At 66.9% G+C, this 17,113-nt stretch carries 15 protein-coding genes; 4 read left to right on the top strand and 11 right to left on the bottom strand.

The features are described 5' to 3' along the window. Window position 1: 1 nt before the first annotated feature. From D7I47_RS08780 to D7I47_RS08740, 9 genes are all read right to left on the bottom strand, one after another. Entirely contained in the window at window positions 2–1,417 is a 1,416-nt protein-coding gene (locus D7I47_RS08780) for a glycosyltransferase family 61 protein (RefSeq protein ID WP_227000966.1), read from the bottom strand. Then, entirely contained in the window at window positions 1,414–2,706 is a 1,293-nt protein-coding gene (locus D7I47_RS08775) for a nucleotide sugar dehydrogenase (protein WP_120762687.1), read from the bottom strand. Before D7I47_RS08775 ends, D7I47_RS08780 begins: the two co-directional genes overlap by 4 nt. After that, entirely contained in the window at window positions 2,703–3,821 is a 1,119-nt protein-coding gene (locus D7I47_RS08770) for a DegT/DnrJ/EryC1/StrS family aminotransferase (RefSeq protein WP_120762686.1), read from the bottom strand. The genes D7I47_RS08775 and D7I47_RS08770 overlap by 4 nt, the downstream gene beginning before the upstream one ends. After that, window positions 3,821–4,861, bottom strand: a complete 1,041-nt coding sequence (locus D7I47_RS08765) for a Gfo/Idh/MocA family protein (protein WP_157981678.1) — start codon at window positions 4,859–4,861, stop codon at window positions 3,821–3,823. The genes D7I47_RS08770 and D7I47_RS08765 overlap by 1 nt, the downstream gene beginning before the upstream one ends. A 43-nt stretch (window positions 4,862–4,904) precedes the next feature. Continuing rightward, window positions 4,905–5,999, bottom strand: coding sequence for a putative sugar O-methyltransferase (locus D7I47_RS08760; RefSeq protein ID WP_157981677.1), 1,095 nt, complete (start codon window positions 5,997–5,999; stop codon window positions 4,905–4,907). Window positions 6,000–6,072: 73 nt separating this feature from the next. Beyond that, on the bottom strand, window positions 6,073–9,609 hold the full coding sequence (locus tag D7I47_RS08755; RefSeq protein ID WP_157981676.1) for a hypothetical protein: 3,537 nt from the start codon (window positions 9,607–9,609) through the stop codon (window positions 6,073–6,075). 17 nt (window positions 9,610–9,626) lie between these two features. Continuing rightward, complete coding sequence (locus D7I47_RS08750; protein ID WP_120762682.1) at window positions 9,627–10,064, bottom strand: hypothetical protein; 438 nt, start codon at window positions 10,062–10,064, stop codon at window positions 9,627–9,629. A gap of 82 nt (window positions 10,065–10,146) precedes the next feature. After that, complete coding sequence (locus tag D7I47_RS08745; protein WP_120762681.1) at window positions 10,147–10,878, bottom strand: ABC transporter ATP-binding protein; 732 nt, start codon at window positions 10,876–10,878, stop codon at window positions 10,147–10,149. Continuing rightward, the gene (locus tag D7I47_RS08740; protein WP_120762680.1) at window positions 10,875–11,708 is read right to left on the bottom strand and encodes an ABC transporter permease; all 834 of its coding nucleotides are present in this window, start codon (window positions 11,706–11,708) and stop codon (window positions 10,875–10,877) included. Before D7I47_RS08740 ends, D7I47_RS08745 begins: the two co-directional genes overlap by 4 nt. A 53-nt stretch (window positions 11,709–11,761) precedes the next feature. Between D7I47_RS08740 and D7I47_RS08735 the strand changes: the two genes are divergently transcribed. After that, the gene (locus D7I47_RS08735) at window positions 11,762–12,646 is read left to right on the top strand and encodes a glycosyltransferase family 2 protein (RefSeq protein WP_319592657.1); all 885 of its coding nucleotides are present in this window, start codon (window positions 11,762–11,764) and stop codon (window positions 12,644–12,646) included. On the opposite strand, the gene rfbA is transcribed toward D7I47_RS08735, so the two are convergent. Continuing rightward, window positions 12,613–13,482, bottom strand: a complete 870-nt coding sequence (rfbA, locus tag D7I47_RS08730; protein WP_120762678.1) for a glucose-1-phosphate thymidylyltransferase RfbA — start codon at window positions 13,480–13,482, stop codon at window positions 12,613–12,615. The two genes, D7I47_RS08735 and rfbA, sit on opposite strands and share 34 nt — an antisense overlap. Further along, window positions 13,479–14,090 carry a dTDP-4-dehydrorhamnose 3,5-epimerase gene (gene rfbC, locus D7I47_RS08725; protein WP_120762677.1) on the bottom strand — a complete coding sequence of 204 codons (612 nt, stop codon included), beginning with the start codon at window positions 14,088–14,090 and terminating at the stop codon, window positions 13,479–13,481. Before rfbC ends, rfbA begins: the two co-directional genes overlap by 4 nt. A 64-nt stretch (window positions 14,091–14,154) precedes the next feature. Between rfbC and rfbB the strand changes: the two genes are divergently transcribed. From rfbB to D7I47_RS08710, 3 genes are read left to right on the top strand one after another with little or no spacing between them, the layout of a single operon-like run. Then, window positions 14,155–15,153: a dTDP-glucose 4,6-dehydratase gene (gene rfbB / locus D7I47_RS08720; RefSeq protein WP_120762676.1), complete on the top strand. Its 999-nt coding sequence runs from the start codon at window positions 14,155–14,157 to the stop codon at window positions 15,151–15,153. Further along, the gene (gene rfbD, locus D7I47_RS08715; protein ID WP_120762675.1) at window positions 15,150–16,001 is read left to right on the top strand and encodes a dTDP-4-dehydrorhamnose reductase; all 852 of its coding nucleotides are present in this window, start codon (window positions 15,150–15,152) and stop codon (window positions 15,999–16,001) included. Before rfbB ends, rfbD begins: the two co-directional genes overlap by 4 nt. Then, window positions 15,998–17,113 (top strand): glycosyltransferase family 4 protein, encoded by a 1,116-nt coding sequence (locus D7I47_RS08710; RefSeq protein ID WP_120762674.1) that lies wholly within the window; start codon window positions 15,998–16,000, stop codon window positions 17,111–17,113. Before rfbD ends, D7I47_RS08710 begins: the two co-directional genes overlap by 4 nt.

Here is a 17,113-nt window from a genome sequence, read left to right as displayed (position 1 = left end):
GTCACGATCGGGTCCTCGCGCGAAGAACCCGGCGAAAAGTCTGCGCGGGAATGGCGAAATCGGCTTGGACCCAATGCTGGAGGTGCTCGACATCGCGCCTCGTCACCAGACTCGGTCCCGTGACGTACTCGAACGTGCATCCCGCGATCCACGCCATCGCCGGCGGAGATATGAAATCGTAGAGGTGATCAGACGTGAGCCCGATGATGTGCGATCCGGGCCGCATCAGCAGATAGTTGGCCATCACCGCCCCTGTCGCACCGACGACCAGCTCCGACGACGAGAAGACCTCGCGCTGCTCTCCGAAGGTGAGCAGCGCCGGATCGACGAGTTCGAGGCCCGCCTCTTGCGCGATGGATGCGATCGATTCGGCGTTGGTAACACCACGCCGACCGGCATTGCGATGAAGGAAGATCTTGCGCCCTGCGCCGATCCGAGGGGTGTCGACACCCCAGCGTCGACGCAACTCACGCAGTGCGGGAAGATGCACGGTGAGCGCGCGGAACCAGGCGTCGTATCCGTCATCGCGCATGTTCCCGACCGGCGGGCCGACGTGGAGTCTGCGAACACGCTGAGCCAGCCCCGGGTCGATCATCCGGATCGGTCGGTCGCTGAGCTCTCGGAGCGCCTCGATCCCCCCGGGGAGGGTGCGTTCTGTCACCAGCAGGGGGGCGTCAGAGGGCACGCTGCTCGGCACGCTCAGTATGCGTGCCAGATAGAACACCATGAACTGATACCAGTTGTCGTCGTTGCGCCCGGCGATCAGAATCCCCTCGTCGATGACGTCGGGAGCCTCGGGCGCGGTCTTGATCATGACGGTGTCGGGGTGCACGCGGGTTCCCCAATGCGTCTGCCACAGACCGGAGACGAAAGTGGCGTTCGAGGGGTCGGCCGAGGGCTCGTACGCGATCCAGGTGTCGCCCACGCGAACCGATCCCCCGTCCTGCACGATCGCGTCGTCGAGGGTCAGCCACCGCACGTCCGGAGCGCTGAGGACGCCCTCCCCCGCGCGGAAAGAGGTACGGTGCCCCTTTCTCACGGGAATGGGCACCGGAACGCCCCCGGCCGGTTCTGCGATGTCCGGACGCGGACGTTCTACCCGGAAAGGACTCCATCCCAGAACGGAATCGCTGTCGTTCCCGCGCGCCAGCAGATGATATGACACGGCGAGCCGCTCGACTGGCGGCCAGTGCGTGTCGACGGGCGTTCCCTCGAGTCGGGCGCGCCAGGGGGCGCCGGCTGCGGACTCGAGGAATCGCAACGACTCCTCAGGATGCTGGTGCATAGAACGCACGATCGCGCCGTCGGCCGGTCCGCCCGGTAGAGGGAGGCGCGACGCGATCCGCTCGAAATGAAGGGGATCGAGGTCGTGTCGATACGCACGCAGCTCCTTCGCCAGGAACCTCTCCGGACTCATGCCCACGTGCTGGATCCCGTGCCGATCGCGAGGTGACGGATTCCGGCATCGGTCACCTGAGTACTCCGCCACCCGTTGCGACCGTCGAGCACGACGGAGACTCCGCGACCGGCGATCGCCCCCCAGTCGATTTCCAGAAACTCTGGGTGCGCAGTGTTGAGGATCAGCGCATCAGCTCGGGTGTCGATCGATGCGGGCCGGAACCCGTGCCCGCGGATCTCCTCGTCGGTGAACATCGGATCCGTCAACAGCACCTCCGCGCCTCGACGCCGCAACTCGGCGCCGAGCAGGAACGCCGTCGAGAACGCGGTCTCCTTCACTTGCGGGCGGAAAGCGAGCCCGAGTATGTTGACCCGCTTTCCCGCGAACGAGCCGAGGGATGCCTCGATCATCTCGACAGCGTGGGCTGCCTGAGAATCGTTGATCTGCCGTCCCAAGAGGGTCATCGGGAGAGAGAGGCCCCGCCGCTCTGCGTCGCGGATGAGGAAGTAGGGATAGACAGGCGTGCAGTGGCCCCCGACACCGATACCTGGCTGCAACATCGCCGCCTCGCCGTCGGAGTTGATCATGGGCAGCAGCGCCTGGAGGTCGAGGCCGGTAATCTCCGCGTAGCTCGCCAACTCGTTGGCGAGTGCGATGTTCACATCCCGGTAGACCATTCCGGCGAGCTTGACGAACTCCGCCGCTTCCAGGGTGCCGACATTCTGCACTGGCGCGCCGAGGTAGCGGTGGTAGAAGTCCGAGGCCCTCGTGGCGGCTTCCGGAGAGGTGGCTCCGACGACCTTCGGATTCACCGTCAGGTTGCGCAGCAGGAAGCCGCTCTTAACGCGCTCGGGCGAGAAGACCACCTCGAAGTCGATGCCGACGACCTTTCCGGCTGACTCCAGGAGCGGGATCAGTCGCGCCCGGGTGCCGCCGACCGGCATCGTCGTCTCGAAGCTGACGAGAGCGTCGGCCGGCAGAACAGGAGCGATGAGCTTGGCGACGGCTTCGATCATCGAGCTGTCGATGTCGCGCTCCGGAGTGAGCAGCGCCGGTACGATCACGATGACGACATCGGCCTCAGCGACGGCGGCGGCAGTATCCGTGGTGGCGCGAAGCCTGCCGCTGAGGACTCCTTCCGCCAACAGTTCGCTCAGCCCAGGCTCCTCGAACGGTGCGCGACCCTCATTGATGAGATCCACGACAGCGGGGTTCACGTCGCACGCGACGACGGTTGCCCCGCGCGAGGCCAACTGGCAGGCGATGGGCAAGCCCATCTTCCCTGCACCGACAACGACGACGTTCACTGGAGAGCAGCCGTCAGTGCGGCGACGACCTCATCTTGTTGGGCATCCGACAGGTGTGGATACATCGGCAGGCTGAACATCCGTTCGGCTGCGCGCTCGGCGTGCGGGAACGCCCCTAGCGAGTACCCCAAATCGGCGAACGCGGGCGTGAGGTGAACAGGCTTGGGATAGTGGATCCCTGTGCCGACGCCGGAGGCGGTGAGACGCGCCAGCACCTCATCGCGGGCTGTCACTGGAGCATCGTCCGGGAGCCGGACGACGTACAGGTGCCAGACGTGCGACTCTGCCTCGGCGGGAATCTCGGGGAGGAGGATCGGCAGATCAGCGAGCAGGTCGTCGTACCGCTGCGCAAGGTGTCGCCGCCGAGCGTTCCATTCGTCGAGGTGCGCCAGTTTCGCGCGTAGGACGACCGCCTGGAGCGCGTCGAGCCGGCTCGTGAATCCTACGATGTCGTGCTCGTACTTCACGAGCCCCCCGTGACCGCCGAGACGTCGAACGTAGCGCCCGAACTCGGCCGAATCGGTCACGACAGCGCCGGCGTCCCCGTAGGCGCCGAGGTTCTTACCCGGGTAGAAGCTGGTCGCGGCGATGCCGCCCTGCCCGGCTGCGCGCCCTCGCAAGCGCGCGCCTTGTGCCTGCGCGGCATCCTCTACGACGGCCACCTCGCCGACACGGTCTCGAAGCGCGGGAATGTCGACGAGCCGTCCGAAGAGGTGCACGGGAACAACCGCCCGCGTCCGAGATGTGCGCGCGGCCGCCGCGGCCGCAAGGTCCATCAGGTAGGACTCGGGGTCGATGTCCACCAGCACGACCTTCGCACCGATCCGCCAGGCCGCCTCGGCCGTCGCGACGAAGGTGTTGGCGGGCATGACCACCTCATCACCCGGGCCCACGCCGACAGCTCTGAGCGCGAATTCGACAGCGTCGGTGCCGTTCGCGAGACCGATGGCATGACCGACACCCTGATAGGCGGCGAACTCAGACTCGAAAGCGTCGACATCCGGACCGCCGAGAAATGTCGTGGTTGCCAGGATTCTCTCGAAACCCTGCGCGACTTCGTCGGCGATCTCTGCGTGCTGGGCTCCGAGGTCGAGGAAGGGAATTCGCGCGGTCATCAGGCCAGCTTAACCGGTGCTCCGTGATGCCTCACGCTCTCCGATGCCGCCTCGAGCATACGCAAGACCACCATACCCGCGGCCCCGTCTGTCCTGGGCGACGTCGAGGTCTTGATGGCACGCGCGAACTCCGCGACCATCAGTCGTAGCGCCTCGGTCGTGTCGTAGGGGACCTCGGTCATATCCGTGAACTCGAGTGGACGGATGACTCGCGTCGACGCTTCCCGCGAACTCGCCGGACCGAGATCCGGAGTTCCGGTGAAGCCATGCATCATGATCCGGTGCGACTCATCGAGGTCGTCCCAGTGCACACTCGCCTTCGTACCGACGATGCTCATCGTGCGCTGCTTCACCGGGCTCAACCAGCTCACGGTGATGTGCGCCAGTCCCCCGTTGCTGAGATGGACGGCCAGCACAGCCTCCTTGAGATGCCCGTCGGCGAAGGGGTCCGCACCCTGGGCCTGAACCGACTCGACATGAATGCCCGGTGGGAGAAGAGCGGCGAGGATGGAAAGGTCGTGGGCGGCGAGATCCCAGATGACATCCACGTCGAGGCGCACGAGGCCCTTGTTGATTCTCGTCGAGTGCACGACGAGCGGCTCACCGAGGGACTCATCGTGGACGAGGTCGGCGAGGAGCTGGACAGGTCCCGCGTAGCAATAGGTGTGATCCACCATGAGCGTGAGACCTTCACGCGCCGCGAGGTCGACGAGTTCACGCCCAGCCTCGGCAGTATGAGCGAGCGGCTTCTCGACGAGGAGATGCTTGCCCGCCGCGAGTGCACGACGGCCAAGCTCCGCGTGCGTCACCGCAGGTGTCGCGACGACGATCGCCTCGACTAGCGGGTCGTCGAGCGCGGACACCACATCGGCGGTGATGCGAGTCCGTGGGTAGGCGGAACCGAGCACCTGCCGTGCGGCCCCCTCGTCGAAGTCGACGACCCACTTCACGTCGAACTGGTCGGACTCGAGGAAATTGCGGATCAGATTCCGCCCCCAGTACCCGGCGCCGACGATGGCCACTCCGATCGGGACGTTCACGGGGAGCGAGTCTACCGCGGGTCTCCGAGCACCTCTGCTCGCCTCAGAGCCCGCGCGCGCGTATCCGCGCCGCCGCCCGGGACAACCTGTTCGGACGCCTCGCCGGTTGTTCCTCGGATCCCGGATCAGGGCTCGGCATGGCGGCGCTGTCGAAGTACGCGAGGTCCTGGGTTCGATAGAAGTAGTCGTGGAGTCGCTGCGAATCCGTCCGGTCCTGAGTGCGGACCCGGAAGACCTCGAAGGGGAAGTCCCGCGTCCATGAGCGCGGCGTGCGCCGCTTCAGGAGCTGTTCCCAGTTCTCGGGGGTGTGCCAGGGACCCTGGAATACATAGTCGCGGGAGTTGTGCAGTGCGACCACTCCGCCCGGAGCGATGCGACTGTCCAGCAGCCGGAAGTAGCGATCGACGTTGGCCAGGTCCATCTCTTGGAAGCTGGCGATATTGATGCCGAGATCGAAGGACCTGACGGGGAGTATCTCGCTCCGCCAGGAGGGGAGCACGACGATGTCCGCCGATTCGACGTCGCTCCAGCTCTGCTCGCCCTCCGAGAAGACGACACGAAGTTGCGGGAACCGCGCCCGGAGGTACGCGAAGCTGTACATCAGCGACGTCGGCACGGCGTCGATCAGCACATGCTGGACTTGTCCCGGAAAGGCAAGTTGCAGTCCCTCGGCCAAGCGTCCGAAACCACCACCGATCTCGAGCACACGCAGCTTGGGCTTCTCGAAATCCGCGAGGAAGGGGGCGAGGATCGACAACTCGGTCAGCGTGTGCAGATCCATCATCCGGAAATTGCGGTCGGCCAGAGCGTGCGCGGTGTCTCCCTGGGGAACGATCCCGAACGCATCGATGCCCGCGACGAACTCGACGGTGCGAGCGAGAAGACCTGCCTCACCCGACGTCTGCGCGATTGCCGCCGGCTCCGCCAGCGGGAGTTCACCCACGCTGCCGACCCAATGCGTCAACATCGTGTGCATCGATTCGTCGGCCCGTCCGGCGGTCGTCCAATGTTCGTTCGGAGTTCGATCGTCGCTCTGGTCGCGAAGGTCGGCGGCGATGCGATCAAGCATGAGGCGGTCGCCGAGCACCTCGAACCGGTCGACCGGGAACTCCCACAGCTGATCGACACCGATCTTCACGATCACTCCTTGACAGCTCGGAACGGATCAGTGTCGCGCGGCGCGACCCGAGGACTCATCATACGAGGCGAGATCACGCACCCGGCGTGACCGACAGCGTCCCCCCCTGAAACGCCTGGGAACACGCCCCCGCCGCATCACACGACATCTCACCCTTGGGCCACCCATACGAACCCGACACCGTCGACGCCGCCCGATACGCCGTCAACATCGCACCCGTCACCGCATGCGCCCCCGTCGACGCCGTCCAATACACCGTGCCACCAGCGAAATACTGATACGCCCCCGGCACCCCCTGCGCACTCGTAGACACCACCGCACCCACCGGCACACCCAACACAGAACCCGCACCACCAATCGACTGGTAGTACGCCTCCATCACCTGCTGCGCACCCGGCGTGACCGACAGCGTCCCCCCCTGAAACGCCTGGGAACACGCCCCCGCCGCATCACACGACATCTCACCCTTGGGCCACCCATACGAACCCGACACCGTCGACGCCGCCCGATACGCCGTCAACATCGCACCCGTCACCGCATGCGCCCCCGTCGACGCCGTCCAATACACCGTGCCACCAGCGAAATACTGATACGCCCCCGGCACCCCCTGCGCACTCGTAGACACCACCGCACCCACCGGCACACCCAACACAGAACCCGCACCACCAATCGACTGGTAGTACGCCTCCATCACCTGCTGCGCACCCGGCGTGACCGACAGCGTCCCCCCCTGAAACGCCTGGGAACACGCCCCCGCCGCATCACACGACATCTCACCCTTGGGCCACCCATACGAACCCGACACCGTCGACGCCGCCCGATACGCCGTCAACATCGCACCCGTCACCGCATGCGCCCCCGTCGACGCCGTCCAATACACCGTGCCACCAGCGAAATACTGATACGCCCCCGGCACCCCCTGCGCACTCGTAGACACCACCGCACCCACCGGCACACCCAACACAGAACCCGCACCACCAATCGACTGGTAGTACGCCTCCATCACCTGCTGCGCACCCGGCGTGACCGACAGCGTCCCCCCCTGAAACGCCTGGGAACACGCCCCCGCCGCATCACACGACATCTCACCCTTGGGCCACCCATACGAACCCGACACCGTCGACGCCGCCCGATACGCCGTCAACATCGCACCCGTCACCGCATGCGCCCCCGTCGACGCCGTCCAATACACCGTGCCACCAGCGAAATACTGATACGCCCCCGGCACCCCCTGCGCACTCGTAGACACCACCGCACCCACCGGCACACCCAACACAGAACCCGCACCACCAATCGACTGGTAGTACGCCTCCATCACCTGCTGCGCACCCGGCGTGACCGACAGCGTCCCCCCCTGAAACGCCTGGGAACACGCCCCCGCCGCATCACACGACATCTCACCCTTGGGCCACCCATACGAACCCGACACCGTCGACGCCGCCCGATACGCCGTCAACATCGCACCCGTCACCGCATGCGCCCCCGTCGACGCCGTCCAATACACCGTGCCACCAGCGAAATACTGATACGCCCCCGGCACCCCCTGCGCACTCGTAGACACCACCGCACCCACCGGCACACCCAACACAGAACCCGCACCACCAATCGACTGGTAGTACGCCTCCATCACACCGTTGAGCACGTACGACGTCCCGCCGGTCACGTACAGCGTGCCCTCCTGGAAGTCCTGGCGGCAGCCCGATCCGCCGCAGATCGCATTGTCCGTGGGCCATCCAAGGCCGCTGACCGTCGCCCGCTCTCGGTACGCGGCGAGAAGATCACCCGTCACCGCGTATGCTCCACGCGCGTCGGTCGCGTATACAGTGCCGCCCTGGAAGTACTGATACGTGCCGGAGAGTCCGTTGGCGGACGTCGACACGGCCGCCGCCAGAGGAAAGCCGAGCGGTCCGGTGAGTCCGCCCGCAGCCGCGGACGCTGCAGCAACGGCGGAGGACAGTGAGAACTCCGCCTCACCGTTCAGGTACAGCACATCGTGCTGGAACCGCTGCGCGCAGAGGGCGCCACCCGCGGCGCACGTCATCACGTCCGTCGGCCACCCGAGCGGGCCGGATACGGTGGCGCGCGCCTGGTAGGCCTTCAGCATGGGCCCAGCCACCGCGTAGGCTCCGTACGCGTTCGTCTCGTAGACAGTGCCCCGCTGGAAGTACTGGAAGCTACCGTCCAGGCCCCCGGCAGACGTCTCGATGGCAATCGATGTGGGATAACCCAGCGCGCCGTCGAGCCCCCCGGATGCGGACCAGGCTGCCTGAGTCACGGGTGTCAATCTGACCCCGGTCGCCCCGATGCCGAACAGGGTCCCAGATTCGAACTTCTGCGCGCAGAGACTTGTGCCGCTCGCGCAAGTCTGGTCGGCAATGGGCCACCCGAACGGACCGGACGCCGTACCGGCCTCGCGGTAGGCGCTCAGGATTCCCGCCGTCACTGCGTGTGCGCCGCCGACGGCGCTCCAGTACATGGTGCCGTTCTGGAAGTACTGGTAGCTGCCGTCGACACCGGCGACGCTGGTCTGAATCTGGGCACCGCTCGGCCAGCCGAGTTGACTCGATGGACCCCCGATCTGCGTGTACTTCGCTAGTTGAACGCCGGTCAGAACCTGCACGCCGAGCGTCGAGGTCCAGTAGAGCGTGCCGGCCTGGAAACTCTGTCGGTACCCCATCGAACCGGATCCCTGGACGAGTTCGGCGGGCCCGGACTGAGCCCCCAACCAGCTATTCGCAGCCCTGAACTCATTGAGGTAGTCGGGGCCCGACTTCGTCGGGCTGCCGAACCAGTTGCTCCAGAACACGAAGAAATTCCTGTTGCCGTAGCTCGAGCAGGTGTCACCCGTTCCGCCGAGGTTTGCGAGCGCGGCTCCGTTCGGCTGATATGGCGTGTAGTAGTAGAGACCCGCCGTCGCCCAGTTGCGGATCAGGACGGGGGCGCTACCACAGCGCGCCGCATCCGGGTGGAACAGGACGTTCGACACTTGCCCGACCGGGTACCAGCGGAAGCTCGAGCTGATCCGGTAGGCCTGGAACTGCCACGCCGCCTTGTAGATCTGGTTCGCGAGACCGAGTGTCGTGACGGCGCACGGCGCTGTGTCGGAGCACGCGTAGCCGGTCGCCCGGTCGAGCCGACTCTGCGAGGGCGAGGTGTGCGTGATCAGCCCCTGCTCCTTCTGGAGGAGGACGAGCAGGACCTTGGCGCTGATGGAGCAGGACTGCTGGGTCTTGAAGATGATCGCCGCCGTCGACTCGGATGACGACCCGGTGTACCCGTTGCAGTACGAGTCGGCGCCGCGGCTGATCGACGAGACCCGCACCACGTTGAGGCACAGGCCGTTCTGGCACGCCCCGATCTTCGCGTCGAGGAAGGCCTGGATCTCGGCCTGCGTCATCGCGTTGCCGTCGTAGAACAGCTCGTCAGAGATGATGTAGCCCGGGTCGAAGTCGGCTCCCGAGATGGCGAGCAGCTCGTTCGCCTCCGGTGCCGCGGGGGCCGCCGCCGAGGCGGGGGACGAGGATGACGCGAGCGCGTCGGCGACGGCGGACGGGGTCGCCATGGGGGAGACCAGGCCTGCGGCGAGGAGCGCTCCGACGGCGGTCGCCACGAGAACACGCATCGACCTCACGACACCACCACCTCGACGGGTTCGGAGGTCGCCGAGGTTGTCGGCGACGCATAGTCGACCGTCAGAGTCCACGTGCCCGCCTCCGGGGATTCGATGTCGAGCTCATCGCAGACCGTCGTCGACGCGTCGGCCGTCGCGGGCACGGCCACCTCGGCCGTCTCGGCACCGGCCCCAGCGTGCAGCGTGCAGGTGCCGCCCTCCTCCGACAGCGCCGTGACGAAGGCCCACACCCGCAGCACCCTCGCCTCGTCATCCCACTCCGCTCGCGGGATGAAGACGGAACTGGGCTCCGTCGGCGGGTCAACGAAGGTCGGTTCGGGCAGCGGGGGGAACGCGTCGGTCGGGGTCGGCGCGGGCGACGGGACCGCGCAGCCGACCAGCATCGCAACCGCGGCGACGACAGTCGCGGCGGCGCGCAGACGCGTTCGAACCATGGCAGCGTTCCCCCTCTCCCCGATCAACGGTAACCCACGGTCCCCGCGCGGCGGACGAACGACGCCCCCTCGGCACGCCGCGTCAGCGGTGCGGGCCCTCCCGGTACTGTGAGATCACCTCGTCGGGGGCGCCGACCGCCTTGAGGTCACCGTGCTGGATCCAGGCCGCCCGATCGCACATCTCAGCGAGCGTTCCGAGCGCGTGACTCACGATGACGACCGTGCGACCCTCGCGACGGAACTGCGCGAACTTTTCGCCGCATTTGGCCTGGAAGCTCTCGTCGCCGACCGCGAGAACCTCGTCGACCAGCAGGATGTCAGGCTCGACGTTGATCGCCACCGAGAACCCCAGCCGCACGTACATGCCGGACGAGTAGTTCTTCACCGGCTGGTCGATGAACTCCCGAACCCCCGAAAAGTCGACGATGTCGTCGAACTTGCGGTCGACCTCCTTGCGGGTCATCCCGAGGATCGAGCCGTTGAGGTACACGTTCTCGCGACCCGACAGCTCCGGATGGAACCCCGAGCCCACCTCGAGCAGCGCCGCGACCCGCCCGTTCATGCTGATGCTGCCCTTGTCGGGGTACAGGATCTTCGCCATGCACTTCAGCAGGGTCGACTTGCCCGAGCCGTTGTCGCCCACGAGACCGAACGTCTCGCCCTGCGAGATCTGCATCGAGACGTCGCGCAGCGCCCAGAAGTCCTCATGCTCCGACACCCGGCGGCGCATGACGGCCGATTTGATCGACTGGTTGCGCTCCTTGTAGAGGCGGAACTTCTTCGAGACGTCGACGACGTCGATCGCCACGCTCACAGCAGTTCCGCCAACCGCTTCTCATGGCGGGAGAACACCCACCAGCCGATCACGACGCTGAGCGCCGAGATGACCACTACGTAGAGTATGTCGCCGACCTCCGGCCAGGTGTTGTCGTACAGGAGGCTGCGGAACACCGCGGTGAAGCGCACGAATGGGTTCAGCGAGTAAATGTCCAGCAGCGTGACGTTCCAGAAGAGCGGGCCCAGCGCATTCGACTGGGTCTCGACGAAGCTGATCGGGTAGACGATCGGAGCGAGGTAGAGCCCCAGCTGCAGCACGATCGTGACCAGGTACTGGGTGTCGCGGAAGTACACGTTCGCGATCGACAGCATCAGCGCGATGCCAACCGAGAAGACCGCGAGGAACGCCATCGTCACCAACACGAGAGGCGACCACAGGATCGCCTGCCATGCACCGGCGATCATGATCGCGACGAGCAGCACGCCCATCTCGGTGGCCCACGTGACGGTGATGCCCGCCGCAACCGAGAGTACGAGCAGGTGGCGAGGGAAGTACACCTTCTTGATGAGCGACTCGTTGGCGATGAGCGCGCCCATCCCCTGGTTCACGACGTTGGAGAAGAAGATCCACGGGAGGAGGCCGCACAACAGCCACAGCGGGAAGATGTCGAGACCGCTGGGGTCGCCGGGTTCGGGGGTGGCTCGGATGATGAACGCGAAGACGAAGCTGTACACGACCATCAGGGCCAGCGGATTGGCCAAGGACCAGAGCTGCCCCAGGATGGTGCGCTTGTACTTGCCCTTCAGCTCTCGCTGGGTGAGGTTGACGAACAACTCCCGCGAGCGATTGAACTCGGACAAAGGCATGATCCTCTTTGGAACTCGGAGACGCTCAACAATACCCGGACTCGAGGCCACCTATGATTGGTGCGGTCATGACAGTAGCGGGCGTCGATCGGGCGATCATCACGGTCAGCTATGGCTCTACTGATGTTCTGGGCCCGTTCTTGGCATCGGTCGCCCGCACGTCTGCGGTCGAGCCGATCATCGTGGTCGCCGACAACCTGGCCGAACAGACGATCGCCCGACTCGCATCCGCATCCGGCGCGCGGTACATCGCGCTGCCGAACAACCCAGGATATGGCGGGGCCGTCAACGCGGCCGTCGCCGACCTGCCCGACTCGGTTCACTGGGTGCTCATCTCGAACCCGGATGTGGTGCTCGGCGAGGGCGCGCTCGATGCCCTCATCGCCACGGCCGGCGAATCGGACGACATCGGCGCGGTCGGCCCTGCGATCCTTCGACAAGACGGATCGGTGTACCCGTCGGCGCGGAAGGTACCGTCGCTGCGTACGGGCGTCGGCCACGCTCTCTTCGCCGAAGTGTGGCCTGGCAACCCGTGGACGCAGCGCTACCGGCAGGACGACGATCTCGCCCGCCGCGACGCCGGATGGCTGTCGGGGGCGTGTGTGCTCGTGCGTCGCGAGGCGTTCGACGCGGTCGGAGGCTTCGACGAGGCGTATTTCATGTACTTCGAAGATGTCGACCTCGGCTACCGACTCGGAAAGCACGGGTACCGCAATGTGTACCAACCCGCGGTCTCAGTCACCCACATCGGGGCTCACTCCACATCCGATCATTCGGCGGCGATGCTCGACGCCCACCACCGCAGCGCACGCCGCTTCATCGCCTCGAAGTACGCGCACTGGTACCTCTGGCCGATCCGCGCCACCCTGTCGATCGGGCTGCGGATCCGCTCACGGATTGCGCGTCAGGCGATCGGGTCGACCAATCGGGAGAGATAACGCCCGTACCCGCTCTTCACGAGCGGAGCGGCGAGCCGCTGTAGCTGCTCGTCGTCGATCCATCCGGCACGCCAGGCGATCTCCTCGATGCAACCGATCTTGAAGCCCTGACGGTCCTCGATGACCCGCACGTACTCCGAAGCCTGCATCATCGACTCGAACGTACCCGTGTCGAGCCACGCAGTGCCACGGTCGAGCACCTGCACCTGCAACTTGCTGGCCTGGAGGTAGTGGTCGTTGACGGTTGAGATCTCGAGCTCTCCGCGCGCACTCGGCTCGATCGTCTTCGCGATCTCGATGACGTCATTGTCGTAGAAGTAGAGACCCGGGACCGCGTAGTTGCTCCTCGGCTTCACGGGCTTCTCCTCGATGGACACGGCCCGGAACTCGTCGTCGAACTCGACGACACCGTAGGCGGTCGGATCGGCGACTTGATAGGCAAAGATGAGGCCACCGTCGACCTGCCCGTGGGCCCGCAAGCTTGAGCCAAGACCTGTGCCGTGGAAGATGTTGTCGCCCAGCACGAGCGCCACCGAGTCGTCGCCGATGAACTCCTCGCCGATGATGAAGGCCTGGGCGAGTCCGTCCGGAGACGGCTGGATCGCGTACTCAATGCGCATTCCCAGATCGGAACCGTCGCCGAGCAGTGCACGGAACTGATCGTTGTACTCCGGTGTCGTGATAACGAGCACCTCCCGGATGTCGGCCATCATGAGGGTCGACAGGGGGTAGTAGATCATCGGCTTGTCGTAGATGGGCATCAGCTGTTTCGAGATGCCCTTGGTGATCGGCCACAGACGTGTTCCGGATCCGCCTGCGAGGATGATGCCCTTCATCGCGTTGCCCCTCCGAGTGCGTCGTAGTAGGCGCGCACCTGCGAGTAGTCGGGGAGAAGTCCGGCCGCGGCCGCCGCCTCGAGGGTGGGTGCGCTTGTATCCTTCTCGGACAGGACGAGTTCTGATGCGTCGAGTGGGAAGCGCAGCGCGATAGTCGGATCGATCGGCGAGATTCCATGCTCGGCGGCGGGGTTGTAGACGTCGGAGACCAGGTAGCTGACCACGGCGTCGTCGGTCAGCGCAACGAAAGCGTGGCCGAGCCCCTCCGCGATGTAGATCGCACGGCGGTCGACGTCGTCGAGCAGCACGGTGTCCCACTCGCCGAAGGTGGGCGACCCCACACGGATGTCGACGACGAAGTCGATCACCGCCCCGCGGGGGGCCGTGACATACTTCGCCTGCCCCCGGGGCACGTCGGCGAAATGGATGCCGCGTACGACACCCTTGCGAGACGACGAGAGGTTCGCCTGACGCAGGTCGAGTGGATGTCCTACGACCTCGCTGAGGCGGTCGTAGCGGTACCACTCGAGGAACACGCCGCGGTCGTCACCGAACTGCTTCGGGGTGATCTCATAGGCATCCGGGATGGTGAGCTCTCGGATCTGCACCCGAGGAGCCTACCAATTCGGGCCGATAGAATCGGTCAGGCCTCGAACGCCCAGAACGGACCCCATGCGCATTCTCGTCACCGGCGGAGCCGGTTTCATCGGCTCGAACTTCGTGCATCACCTCGTCGAACACACCGACCACACCGTCACGGTGCTCGACAAGCTCACCTACGCCGGCAACCTCGCCTCGCTCGAGGGACTGCCGACCGAGCGCGTCGAGTTCGTGAAGGGCGACATCGCGGATGCATCGCTCGTCGACGAACTGTTCGGCCGCCACGACGCGGTCGTGCACTACGCGGCCGAGAGCCACAACGACAACTCGCTGAACGACCCCCGGCCCTTCCTCGACACCAACATCATCGGCACCTACACGCTGCTCGAGGCGGCGCGGAGGCATGGCATCCGCTTCCACCACATCTCCACCGACGAGGTCTACGGCGACCTCGAACTCGACGACCCCGCGCGGTTCACCGAGAACACGCCGTACAACCCGTCGAGCCCGTACTCGAGCACCAAGGCGGGCAGCGATCTGCTCGTGCGCGCCTGGGTGCGCTCCTTCGGCGTGCAGGCGACGATCTCCAACTGCTCCAACAACTACGGGCCGTACCAGCACGTCGAGAAGTTCATCCCCCGCCAGATCACCAACGTGCTGCGCGGCGAGCGGCCCAAGCTCTACGGCACGGGAGAGAACGTGCGCGACTGGATCCACGCCGACGACCACTCCTCCGCGGTGCTGACGATCCTCGAGAAGGGCGTCATCGGCGAGACCTACCTCATCGGTGCCGACGGCGAGAAGAACAACAAGGACGTCGTCGAGTCGATCCTCACCGAACTCGGGCAGCCTGCGGACGCCTACGACCTGGTCACGGACCGCCCCGGGCACGACCTGCGCTACGCGATCGACTCGACGAAGCTGCGGACCGAACTCGGCTGGGCCCCCCGCTACGGCGACTTCGCCGCGGGTCTCGCCGCGACGATCGCCTGGTACCGCGACAACGAGGCCTGGTGGGCGCCGCAGAAGGAGGCCACGGAGGCCAAGTACCGGGCGTCCGGCCAGGCATGACGCGCTACGTCGTCGCCGGTGCCCGCGGGATGCTCGGGCACGACCTGCAGCAGGCGCTCGCCGGGCGCGAGGTCGTGGCGCTCGGGCGCGCCGAGCTCGACGTGACGGATGCCGTGGCCGCGGCTCGCGCGGTCGCCGGCGCCGACGTGGTGATCAACGCCTCCGCCTACACCGCGGTCGACGACGCCGAGACGCACGAGGACGACGCGTACGCCGTCAACGCGACCGGGGCGGGCAACCTCGCGCGCGCGGCGGCCGATGCGGGGGCGCGCTTCGTGCACGTCTCGACCGACTACGTGTTCCACGGCGACGCCACCACGCCGTACGCCGAAGACGCGCCGCTCGACCCGCTCGGCGCTTACGGGCGCACCAAGGCGGCGGGCGAGCGCCTCGTCCGGGAGGCGCACCCGGGGGCGCACCTCGTGCGCACCGCCTGGCTCTACGGTCGACACGGCGGCAACTTCGCCCACACCATGCTGCGTCTCGCCTCCCAGCGTGAGACGGTGAGCGTCGTGACCGATCAGGTCGGGCAGCCCACCTGGTCGGGCGACCTCGCGACCGCCATCGTGCGGTTGCTCGACGCGGGAGCCCCGGCGGGTGTCTACCACGGCACCAACGCGGGCCAGGCGAGCTGGTTCGACTTCGCCCGTGCCGTCTTCGAGGTGTCGGGCCTCGACCCCGAACGGGTGCTTCCCACGGATGCCGCCTCCTTCGTGCGGCCGGCGCCTCGCCCCGCCTACTCGGTGCTCGGCCACGACGCCTGGGCCCGGGTGGGGCTCGATGCGCCGCGCGGCTGGCGTTCCGCGCTCGATGCCGCCGCGGCCGCTGGGGCGCTGGACGCCGCGTGACCACCCTGCGGGTGACCCTCGACGAGCTCGCCGCCGCGCCCTACGGCGGCATGGCTCGCTACGCGGGCGAACTCGCCCGGGCCCTCGTCGCGACCGCGCCGACCGGCGCGGAGGTCGTCGGCGTCGTGCCGGCCTCCCCCGAGGCCGACTACGAACGCGTCCTCGCCAAGGTCCCTGGACTCGCGTCGCTGGAGAAGAGCGCCCTCGCCCGCCGCGAGCTGGCGGCGGCCTGGCGCCGCGGAATCGCCCGCACCTCCGGCACCGGCATGATGCACGCCACCTCGCTGCTCGCGCCGCTCGGCGCGCACGACCGCGTACACCGGTCGAGCGACCAGGTGGCCGTGACGATGCACGACGCGATCGCCTGGACCGCGCCCGAGCTGCTCCCCGCACGCGCCGTCTCCTGGCAGCGTGCCATGGCGAAGCGCGCGGAGCGGTACGCCGACGCGATCGTCGTACCGAGCCACGCCGTCGCGGAGGAGCTCGACGCGCACCTCGCCTTCGGCGACCGCATCCGTGTCATCCCCGGGGCTCCGAGCAGCAGCCTGCTGCCCCCGAGCGAGCTCGACGGGCGCGCCGCCGAGCTGGGCCTGCCGGAGCGCTACCTGCTCACGGTCGCCGGCACCGAACCGAAGAAGAACCTCGCCGAGCTGTTCGACGCCGTGCGCCTGACCCGTGCCGATGTGCCGCTCGTCGTCGTCGGGCCCGATCCGGAGGCCGCACGTGAACTCGCGGATGCCGCCCGACTGAGCGAGGACCGGTTCCTCGTCCTCGGGCCGCTCGCCGACGAGGACCTCGGACTCGTCTACCTGCGCGCCCAGGTGTACGTGCAGCCGAGCCTCGCCGAGGGGTTCGGCCTCGCGGTCGCCGAGGCGCTCGCGTTCGGCCTCCCCGTCGTGCACACCGAGGTGCCCGCACTCGACGAACTCACCGCGGGAGCCGCGATCTCGGTGCCGCTCGGCGACGGCCTTCCCGCTCGGCTCGCCGAGGCGATCGACGCGGTCGACGGTGAGCTCGCGGAGCGGCTCGCGACCGCGGCGGGCGACCGGGCGTCCGCCTTCTCGTGGCGCGACTCGGCCGAGAAGGTCTGGCAGCTGCACGCCGACCTGTGA

Source organism: Protaetiibacter intestinalis, from assembly GCF_003627075.1.
Classification (GTDB): domain Bacteria; phylum Actinomycetota; class Actinomycetes; order Actinomycetales; family Microbacteriaceae; genus Homoserinibacter; species Homoserinibacter intestinalis.
This window is presented reverse-complemented; position numbering and strand designations above follow the sequence as displayed.

Excerpts from the sequence above, each read along its gene's own strand:
- D7I47_RS08780 (WP_227000966.1), bottom strand. The coding sequence starts at position 1,417 with ATGAGTCCGGAGAGGTTCCTGGCGAAGGAGCTGCGTGCGTATCGACAC.
- D7I47_RS08770 (WP_120762686.1), bottom strand. The coding sequence starts at position 3,821 with ATGACCGCGCGAATTCCCTTCCTCGACCTCGGAGCCCAGCACGCAGAG.
- D7I47_RS08750 (WP_120762682.1), bottom strand. The coding sequence starts at position 10,064 with ATGGTTCGAACGCGTCTGCGCGCCGCCGCGACTGTCGTCGCCGCGGTT.
- D7I47_RS08740 (WP_120762680.1), bottom strand. The coding sequence starts at position 11,708 with ATGCCTTTGTCCGAGTTCAATCGCTCGCGGGAGTTGTTCGTCAACCTC.
- D7I47_RS08735 (WP_319592657.1), top strand. The coding sequence starts at position 11,762 with ATGATTGGTGCGGTCATGACAGTAGCGGGCGTCGATCGGGCGATCATC.
- rfbA (WP_120762678.1), bottom strand. The coding sequence starts at position 13,482 with ATGAAGGGCATCATCCTCGCAGGCGGATCCGGAACACGTCTGTGGCCG.
- rfbB (WP_120762676.1), top strand. The coding sequence starts at position 14,155 with ATGCGCATTCTCGTCACCGGCGGAGCCGGTTTCATCGGCTCGAACTTC.
- rfbD (WP_120762675.1), top strand. The coding sequence starts at position 15,150 with ATGACGCGCTACGTCGTCGCCGGTGCCCGCGGGATGCTCGGGCACGAC.